This window comes from Amycolatopsis acidicola, assembly GCF_007713735.2.
Classification (GTDB): domain Bacteria; phylum Actinomycetota; class Actinomycetes; order Mycobacteriales; family Pseudonocardiaceae; genus Amycolatopsis_E; species Amycolatopsis_E acidicola.
On sequence record NZ_VMNW02000089.1, the window covers coordinates 25947 to 34680 of the forward strand.

Consider the following 8734-nt stretch of genomic DNA (forward strand, 5'->3'; position numbering starts at 1 on the left):
CGGGCACACGCCGCTGGAAAGCTTCGCCGAACTACAGCAGCATCGAGACCGTCTTCTCCGTCGTGTTCGCTTCCAGGCCCGCGAGGCCCAGCTCCCGCCCGACGCCGCTGCCGCCGCGGCCGCCCCACGGCATCCGCTGGTCCGGCACGCCCCAGCCGTTCACCCACACCATCCCGACCCGCAGCCGCCGGGTGACGCGGTGGGCGCGGCGGACGTCGTTCGTCCACACCATCGCCGAAAGGCCGTACGGCGTGTCGTTCGCCAGTGCCACGGCCTCCTCTTCCGACTCGAACCCGATCACGGTGCCGACCGGCCCGAAGATCTCCTCGCGCGCGATCTTCAACCCGTTGTCGCCCCGGAAAACCGTGGGCGTGACGAAGAAACCGGGCCCGTCCGGCTGGACGCCGCCCGCGACGACCTCCGCGCCCTCGGCCAGCCCGGCCTCGATGTAACCCCACACGCGGTCCCGCTGCCGGGCGTTGATCAGCGGCCCCATCGTGGTGTCCGCGTCGAACGGGTCGCCCAGCCGCACCCGCGCCGCCGCGGTCGCGAGCCCGTCGAGCACCTTGTCCATGATGCTGTGGTGCACCAGGATCCTCGTGCCTGCCGCGCAGACCTGGCCGCCGTGCAGGAAGATCCCGAGCGCCACCGTCGGCAGGATCTCGTCGAGGTCCGAATCGGGGAAGACGAGTTGCGGCGCCTTCCCGCCCAGCTCCAGCGTCACCTTCCGGAAGTTCGCCCCGGCGGCGAGCGAGATGCGGTGCCCCACCGCGGGCGATCCGGTGAAGGTCACCTTGTCGACCCCGGGGTGCCCGGCCAGCGCGGCCCCGGCCACCGGCCCGAGCCCCGGCACCACGTTCAGCACTCCCGGCGGCAGCCCGGCCTCGGCGAGCAGATCGGCCAGCCGCAGCGTGGACAGGCTCGCGTCCTCCGGCGGCTTCAGCACCACCGCGCACCCGGCGGCCAGTGCCGGCGCGAGTTTCCACGCCGCGATCATCGCCGGGTTGTTCCACGGCGTGATCGCCCCGACCACCCCGGCCGGTTCGCGCAGCGTGTACGACAGGCGCTCACGTCCCGTCGGATCGGCGATCGTGCTGGTGCTGCCGAACAGTTTGTCCGCCCAGCCCGCGAACGAGCGGAACGTCTCGACGGCCGCCGGGAGGTCGCCGTGCAGGGTGTCCGCGTACGGCTTGCCGACTTCGAGCGCTTCCAGCGTGGCGAGGTTCTCCAGGTCTGCCTCGATCAGGTCCGCGGCCCTGGCCAGGATCCGGCCGCGTTCGGGCCCGTCCATCCGGCCCCACGGCCCGTCGTCGAACTGCCGGCGCGCGGCCGCGACCGCGTCGTCCACATCGGACTCACTCGCGGCGGAGACCCGGGTGATCTCCTGTTCCGTCACGGGGTTGAGGGTGCTGAAGGTGTTCCCCGCGGGGCGCACGGCCCCGTCGATACGCAGGCTGGTGTCCGGCAACGTCATGGTCTTCTCCTATCCGGTGAAGGAACGCGGGAACCCGGCCCACGCCCCGTCGTAACCGGACTGCCGATGCGCGGCGCTCCGCGCGAGTTCGGTGACCGTGACGGGGTACCGGGTTTCGAGCAGGAACGGCAGGCTGCCGGTCATCTTCCGCGGCTGAAGGTCCGCGGCGATGGCGGCGGCGGTCGTCTCGGCGTCCGGGCCGTGCGACGCCCACAGGTTGTGCAGGCTCGCACCGCCCGGCACGAAACCTTCGGACTTGGCGTCGTGCACCCCGTGCACGAGGCCCATGAACTCGCTCATCCCGTTGCGGTGGAAGTACGGCGGCCGGAACGTGTGCTCCATGACCGTCCACCGGTCGGGGAAGATCGCGAGATCGGCGTTGGCCTGTCCGGGCAGCTCGCCGGGCGAGGTCAGCAGCGTCATGATCGACGGGTCGGGGTGGTCGAAGCCGATCGAGCCGAGCGCGGCGAAGTTCGCGGTGTCGTACTTGTACGCGCCGTGGTTTCCGTGCCACGCCACGACATCCAGCGGCGAATGAGCGTAGTCCGCTGCCCACAGCCTGCCGCCGAACTTCTGCACCACCTGCACGGTTTCCTCGCGGTCCTCGTACGCCGCCACCGGGTACAGGAAGTCACGCGGGTTCGCCAGCCCGTTCGCGCCGATCGGGCCCAGCGCGGGCAGCGTGAAGGGCTGGCCGTAGTTCTCGCACACATACCCGCGCGCGCGGCCCTCCGGCAGCTCCACGCGGAAGCGCACGGCGCGGCCGATCACCGCGATCTCCCCCGGCGCGACGTGCAGCCTGCCGAACTCGGTGTGCAGCAGCAGCGCGCCGGACTGCGGGATGACGAGCAGTTCGCCGTCGGAATCCGCGAAATACCGGTCGTCCATCGACGCCGTGGCGACGTACAGATGGATGCCGATTCCGTTGCGCTGCAGCACATTTCCCGTTACACCGATTGTATACAGGCTGTCCACGAAGTCCATTACGGTGTCCGGGAAGGGAAGCGGGTCCCAGCGCAGCCGGTTCGGCGACGCGACCCCGTCCGTGACCGGTGCGCTGAACAGGGTTTCGTGGCTCAGTGGGGCGAACTCCGGGTGCGCCGCCGACGGCCGGATGCGATACACCCAGCTCCGCCTGTTCACGCCGCGCGGCTCCGTGAAGGCCGTCGCCGTGTGCTGCTCCGCATACAACCCGAGTGGCGCGTGCTGCGGCGCGTTCTGGCCCCACGGCAGCGCACCCTCGATCGCTTCGCTGTGGTGCTCGTTGCCGAACCCGTGGAGGTAGCCGGGTTTCATCGCAGCGCCACCATCTCGTGCAGGGTCGAACCGGTCAGCTCGTGCGCGCCGCCGTCGACGTTCGCGGACAGCGTGAAGTCCGAGCGGAACCGGAAGTAGCCCGGCCGGGCCAGGAACCGGTTCACCAGCGGTTTGACCAGCGGGCTGCGCGCCACCGGCACGTCGGAGAGCAGGTCGTGCGCGTGCACGATCTCCCGCACGTCGAGCCGCAGGTCCACCTGGTCGGCGACGCTCAACCGCAACGATGTCGGGTAATCCCGATTGGCGATACCGTTGAACTTCCGCTCCCCGGGCCGCACGTCGACCTCGCCGGTGGAGAGGACGAGCTTGTCGTGGTGCGCGATCATCAGCGGCGTGGCCCAGCTCGCCTGATACTTCGGCGAAGTGAGCACGGCGGCGTAGACGAGCGTGAAGTCCTCGGTGTAGAGCCGCCCCCAGTACCAGTGGTCGATGATGCGCTTCATGTCGCCGACGCCCCAGTTGTGGTCGTGGTAACCACGCCCCGAGGCCGTCAGCTTCGTCTCTCCGATGTGGACGGTCCCGGTCACCTTCGCGCGTGGCGCACCGACCGCCCACGCGAAGTATTCCTTGTCGCCATAGGTGGTTTTGCCCTCGCCGGGCATCCAGCCTGGCACCTCGTTTTCGAAGGTCAGGTCGAACACGAGATCGCCCTCGGCCAGGTGCAGCCGGTGCACCGGGAGGCCGTCGGCGGGGAACTCCGCCACCGCGTGGTTGTCCCCGATCCGCACGTCGCAGCTGGCACGGGACGCCTTGACCGCCGACTCCGGATACCGCCTGATCACCTCCCGACGTGTGCCGTCGGGCGCGTAGACGTGCAGCTCCACCCCGGGTTTACGGCTCATCAGCTCCCGCGTCTGCAGGAAGCCGACGATGATGTGGCCGTCGTCGAGATGCGCGTCGAAGTACCAGTGCTCGAAGGCGTTCCGGTGCTGTTCCAGGTGCGCGGCGTTGCCCTCCGGCGCCAACGGCGTGATCACTTCGTCGCGACGGCCGGGTCCGGTCCAGGTTTCCACGATCCGCATATGGTTTGTCCCTCCTCAGCGGCGGAGCCCGCTGCTGGCGTCGAACGCGGCCTTGCGCCCGTCCATCTGCGCCGCGTACCAGTTCTCGCGGTGCCTGCGGTTGATCCGGTCGACCAGTCCCGCGACGCCGGGCACGAACCGCCGCGCGAGTTCGAGCCCGGTGACCAGCGGCAGCCGCGCGAGCGGGATGAGCACCCACGGGAACGCGGGCGGCAGGTTGTATTTGCGGCGGGTCCGCGGAGCCATCCAGATCGCCGTGTAGGCGGAGTAGATGCGGTAGTTGTAGGCCTCGCGCAGCCGCCGCAGCCCGCGATGCCCGTCGCGCGGGGCGAAGGCGGCGGGGAACGACTCGATCAGTTCGGCGCCGTGCTCGCCCGCGTCGTGCGAGCGGGCGAAGATCGTCATCGCCAGGATCTGCAGCGATTCGCGAACCGTCTCGGGGTACCAGCCGGGCTGCACCCCGAGCAGATGCCCGAGGTAACGCTGGTAGTGCAGCAACGCCCGCATCTCGCGCGGCGTCGTCTGATAACCCAGCAGCCACAAGGCGAGCGCCGGCGCGACGCTGCCGCCGAGCTGCGTCAGCAGCATGTAGGACTGGCTGATCGGCAGGCCCCAGCGCGCTTCGTCCCACTCCGGATGGTCGCCGACGCGGCGGCGCACGTTCACGTGCATCACGCGCACCCGCATCGCCGTCGCCCGCCCTTCCGAGCCGGGGCGGAAGAGCGCGCCCTCCTCGGACACGTCCATCCAAAAGCGACACGTTTCCAGGAACCGCCGGAGCGCGTTGTCGCCCGCGTAGCCGCCTGCCAGCGAAAGCGGCAGCGCCACGGCGGCCTCGGTGTAGATCTCGAGCGTGATCACCCCGGCGACGCTGAACAGCATCGTGCCCCAGCGACGCCAGATCGCGGCGCCCTCCTCGACCAGCTCCGGGTCGACCCAGTCCGGCACCTCCTCGAACTCGGCGAACAGCTCGCGCATCGAATCCGGCGCGCCGGGCACGTCGTCGATGCTGCCGCTTTCGAGCGCCTTGTCGAGCATCTGCCGTCCGCGTTTGTGCCCGATATCGCCGAAGAACACCTCGTCGACAAACCGTTCCGCGACCGGATCCCCGCCGTAGAAGTCCTCGCAGAACGCGCGGGCTCGCTCGTCGGGCGGGAACAGGTCGCGGACGAGCTTCCCGATCAGCTTGGCGCTCCGGGATTCGCGGCCTTCCCAGTAGCGGAAAGCCTTGGGGCACCGGGTGTTCATCGGACCTCCTTGTCCAGCCAGCAGGAGATGCGCCCCGCGATGTCGGCCGCCGCGCCCGGCTGGCCGACGAGATAGTGGTTGTAGTCGGCGACTTCGATCAGCTCGGCGGGCCCGGCGGCCGCTTCGTACATCGCCCGCGAGTCACCGGCGAACGCGGCCTGGTCGGCGAGCAGCGGCATCACGAGCGTCGGGATCCGCACGTCGGGCAGGTCCTTGAGCGCGTCGGCCCTCGTGTGCGTGAGGCTCCAGGTGCTGAGCCAGCTGCGCAGGGTGGTGAACCGCGCCAGTCCTCCGGCCGCGGTGTTCGCGACGGCCGGATCGCCGTACATGCTGCCGACTTGGCGATCACTCGGGTCGAGCGTCAGGTCGAGGAAGCGCGGGTCCGCGACAGTGCGGTGCACGACGAACGCCCGATCGGTCGCCCCGCGTTCTTCGACCCGGGCCAGCTCGGCGAGAGCCCACCGGTCGATGCGGTCGATCCGCGCGAGCTGCTGTTCGCGATACCCGGCGACCCACTCGCGGTCGTACGGCGCCGTGCGTCCCGGTTCGTAGAGATTCCATTGTGGGTCAACGGAAAACGGATCGTCCTCGTCGACGACGGACGGGTCGATCCAGGTGCTCAGCACTCGGGCACGACCGGGATGCGCGCCGACGAGCAACAGCGCGTCCGCGCCGTGCTTACCCGCTCTCGCCGCCTGCGCCTGGTAGAAGGACGCGAGCGGCCCGCCACCACTGAAGCCGAGCAGAGCGACTTTCCGGAAGCCGAGCTCCTCGCGCATCCAGTCCACCGCGGAGCCCAGGTCGGACGCGGCGTTCTCCATCAGCAGCGCGGCTTCGTTGCCGGTGTAACGGGTGTTGACGCCCATCACGGGCAACCCGGCTTCTGCCAGCGGCGCCAGCAGGAAGTGGGTCAGAAAGTTCGACGCGGGATGCGCCATCACCAGCCCGAGCTCCCGGTCGTCCGATGTGGACACCAGGTTCCCGTGCAGCAGCGGGTAGTGCCGCGACAGCCCGGAGTGCATCTCGACCCGGCTGCCGGTGCTGCCGGTCTCGTAGGGGATCCGCTGGAAGCTTTCGGAGATCATGCGTTCACCGTCCGGTAGCGCAGCATCATGTCGTGGTCCTCGTGGTCGAGCAGGTGGCAGTGCCAGACGTAACCCCGCAGGTCTTCGCCGAAGCTCTCGTCGGGGTCGAAGCCGAGTTCGCCGGCCGACGGGAAGCGGACGACGATGCGCGTGACGGTGTTGCCGTCGGTGCGCACGGTGTCCTTCCAGCCGGCCTCCCAGGCCTCGGGCGGGGTCAGCGGGCCGGTGACGAACTCGTCGGCCGGCGGGTTCCATTTCTTCCCCACCTCGGGTTGTGGATAACGGCGCGTGTAGGCGCCGGTGTCGATCGGCTGTCGGCCCAGCACCCGGAAGTTGACGAGATGGAGGTGGATCGGGTGCGGGTCGGGGGTGACGTCGATCAGGTTCCACAGCTCGGTGGTGCCCTGGCGCGGCAGCTCGATGTCCTCGCTGGCGAACATCAGGTTGTTCAGGCTCATCATCGCGGGCGGCAGGCGCGGTTCCACGGGCTGGCTGATCGTGAGATTGCGGACTCGGCGCGGTTTCCCGATGGGCGGGAGCCGTGGTGGCTGGCCTATGCCCCCGCGCAGAGTCGAAGGGACAGCATCGGAAAACCCGCGCGCGGCGGTGGCGCGGAAGCGGCAGAAGTAAGGCATCGTGACCTCGCCGAGGATCGCGGCCTGGCCGGGCACCGGCTCGTTGTTGCGCAGCACCACCGTTTCCCCGGGCCGGAGCAGGTCGAAATCCACGAGCAGGTCGACCCGCTCGGCCGGGGCGACGCGCACCGAAGTGGTGGCAACGGGCGCGTCGAGCAGCCCGCCGTCGGTGCCGATCACCCAGAACCTCATGCCATTGCTGAAGAACAGGTTCGCCACGCTGTAGGACGCGGCGTTGAGGAGCCGGAACCGGTAGAGCCCGCGGGCCACTTCGAGCTCCGGCCAGACCACGCCGTTCACCAGCCCGGTGTCGCCGACCGCGCCGCCTTCCCAGCTTCCCCGCGGCACGATCGGCGTCGAGCGCACGCTCTGCGCGCCGTCCGCGGTGAAGATCTTTTCCTGGAGTACCAAGGGAATCTCGTACTCGCCCGACGGCAGGCCGAGCGGGTTGCCCGGCCGCCCGGTGTCCCAGCGGTCGCGCACGAGGTACGTCGAGGCGAGCCCGGCGTAGACGTTGAGCCGGGTGATGCCCATCGCGTGGTCGTGGTACCAGAGCGCGGCGGCTTCCTGGTTGCCGCCGAACCGGTGGACGAAGTCCTCCCCCGGCCGGATCGTCAGGTCCGGATGCCCGTCGTAGCGAGGTTGCGTGACTCCGCCGTGCAGATGCAGGACGCTGCGCGGGCTCGTGCGGTCCGCTTCGGAGGCGCCGTCGAGTGTGGTGTCGACGTCCTTCGCGAAGACGTGCCGGGCGAGCCGGTTGCGGTAGGTCAGCGTGGTTTCGGTGCCACTTTGCGCTTCCAGGACCGGGCCGAGGTAGTCCACCCCGCCGTAGCCGAAGGCGGGCGACGGGTCCAGTTCGGAGTGGAACCGGTGCGTGCCGGCGGCCGCGTCGAGGGTGAAGGAATCGCCGGTGCGCAAGGGAAGCCGGGGCATCGCGTCGGCGAACGGGCGCACCGGCGGTGAGTGGAAGATCAGCGGCGAAAGGTTCGGCGGCCGGCTCGCGCCGGTCAAGGGCGCGGCGGTCGGAAAGCGGCTCGCGGCGGCCGAGGGCCCTGCCGCCGCAGTCGGCTGGCGGCTCGCGCCGGCCAAGGGCACGGCCGCCGCGGTCGGTAGCTGGCTCGCGCCGGCCAGGGGCACGGCCGCCGCCGCGGTTCGCAGGATCGTCCGCCGGTTCATCTGCCGGGCCATTCGAAGCACTCCTCGCCGGGTCGGCCGCGTCGCCGTCACATACCGTACGGTACGGTATGTTGAGTGGCAAGCAGGCCGCCGCGACTATCCTCGGCAGCGACCGCCCAACCAGCAGCGAAGGCAGGACATGGCTCGACCGGCATCCACCACCCGTGGCGGCGCGGGGGACAAACCCGGCCGCCGGCGCAATGCCGACCGGCTGTCGCTGGAGGACTGGACCAGCAAGGCGCTCGACCTGCTGATGACCGAGGGCGTGCACGCGGTCAAGATCACCCGGCTCTGCGAGGAGCTGGGGGTGACGAAGGGCAGCTTCTACTGGCATTTCGCCGACCTCGACGCGCTGATGGAGGCGATCGCGAACCGGTGGAGCGAGCTGACCAGGGAAATACTGGGGCAGCTGGCGAAACTGGACCACCAGCCCCCGGTCGAACGCCTGCGCGCGATGGCGCACCGTCTGATCGACGACCGCTCCTGGACGGTCGAACGCGCTCTGCGGGAATGGGCCCGCTCAGACACCCAGGTCGCCGCCACGGTCACCGAATCGGACCGGTTCGTGTTCGAACTGGTGCAGCAAGCGTTGCGGGACCTGGGTTTCGATGCCCGGCAGGCGCGGCTGCGCTCGGGTTTGCTGGTCTACGCCGGGATCGGCTTCGCGCACGGGATGGCGGCACTCCCGAAACCCACGGTCACCGACATCGAGGACCTGCTGGACCTGATCACCACCGGGGCACCTCCGGCGCCGTAGCCCCGCGGCCTGGGGGCGGG

7 protein-coding genes are annotated in these 8734 nt (G+C 69.9%); 1 reads left to right on the top strand and 6 read right to left on the bottom strand.

The window, feature by feature from the left end:
• Positions 1-31: 31 nt before the first annotated feature.
• From FPZ12_RS37170 to FPZ12_RS37195, 6 genes are read right to left on the bottom strand one after another with little or no spacing between them, the layout of a single operon-like run.
• A complete protein-coding gene (locus FPZ12_RS37170) occupies positions 32-1474 on the bottom strand; it encodes an aldehyde dehydrogenase family protein (protein ID WP_144753303.1) in 1443 nt (480 codons plus the stop codon).
• 9 nt (positions 1475-1483) lie between these two features.
• On the bottom strand, positions 1484-2770 hold the full coding sequence (hmgA, locus tag FPZ12_RS37175; protein ID WP_144753300.1) for a homogentisate 1,2-dioxygenase: 1287 nt from the start codon (positions 2768-2770) through the stop codon (positions 1484-1486).
• A complete protein-coding gene (locus FPZ12_RS37180; RefSeq protein ID WP_144753297.1) occupies positions 2767-3813 on the bottom strand; it encodes a lipocalin-like domain-containing protein in 1047 nt (348 codons plus the stop codon). The genes hmgA and FPZ12_RS37180 overlap by 4 nt, the downstream gene beginning before the upstream one ends.
• A 15-nt stretch (positions 3814-3828) precedes the next feature.
• A complete protein-coding gene (locus tag FPZ12_RS37185; RefSeq protein ID WP_144753294.1) occupies positions 3829-5061 on the bottom strand; it encodes an oxygenase MpaB family protein in 1233 nt (410 codons plus the stop codon).
• Positions 5058-6146, bottom strand: coding sequence for an alpha/beta hydrolase (locus tag FPZ12_RS37190; RefSeq protein ID WP_144753292.1), 1089 nt, complete (start codon positions 6144-6146; stop codon positions 5058-5060). The genes FPZ12_RS37185 and FPZ12_RS37190 overlap by 4 nt, the downstream gene beginning before the upstream one ends.
• Positions 6143-7969 carry a multicopper oxidase family protein gene (locus FPZ12_RS37195; RefSeq protein WP_208026144.1) on the bottom strand — a complete coding sequence of 609 codons (1827 nt, stop codon included), beginning with the start codon at positions 7967-7969 and terminating at the stop codon, positions 6143-6145. Before FPZ12_RS37195 ends, FPZ12_RS37190 begins: the two co-directional genes overlap by 4 nt.
• A 127-nt stretch (positions 7970-8096) precedes the next feature.
• On the opposite strand from FPZ12_RS37195, the gene FPZ12_RS37200 reads away from it, so the two are divergent.
• Complete coding sequence (locus FPZ12_RS37200; protein ID WP_144753289.1) at positions 8097-8714, top strand: TetR/AcrR family transcriptional regulator; 618 nt, start codon at positions 8097-8099, stop codon at positions 8712-8714.
• Positions 8715-8734 lie beyond the last annotated feature (20 nt).

Bases quoted from the DNA above. Each gene is read 5' to 3' on its own strand.
- FPZ12_RS37170 (WP_144753303.1), bottom strand. From the start codon at position 1,474: ATGACGTTGCCGGACACCAGCCTGCGTATCGACGGGGCCGTGCGCCCC.
- hmgA (WP_144753300.1), bottom strand. From the start codon at position 2,770: ATGAAACCCGGCTACCTCCACGGGTTCGGCAACGAGCACCACAGCGAA.
- FPZ12_RS37180 (WP_144753297.1), bottom strand. From the start codon at position 3,813: ATGCGGATCGTGGAAACCTGGACCGGACCCGGCCGTCGCGACGAAGTG.
- FPZ12_RS37185 (WP_144753294.1), bottom strand. From the start codon at position 5,061: ATGAACACCCGGTGCCCCAAGGCTTTCCGCTACTGGGAAGGCCGCGAA.
- FPZ12_RS37190 (WP_144753292.1), bottom strand. From the start codon at position 6,146: ATGATCTCCGAAAGCTTCCAGCGGATCCCCTACGAGACCGGCAGCACC.
- FPZ12_RS37195 (WP_208026144.1), bottom strand. From the start codon at position 7,969: ATGGCCCGGCAGATGAACCGGCGGACGATCCTGCGAACCGCGGCGGCG.
- FPZ12_RS37200 (WP_144753289.1), top strand. From the start codon at position 8,097: ATGGCTCGACCGGCATCCACCACCCGTGGCGGCGCGGGGGACAAACCC.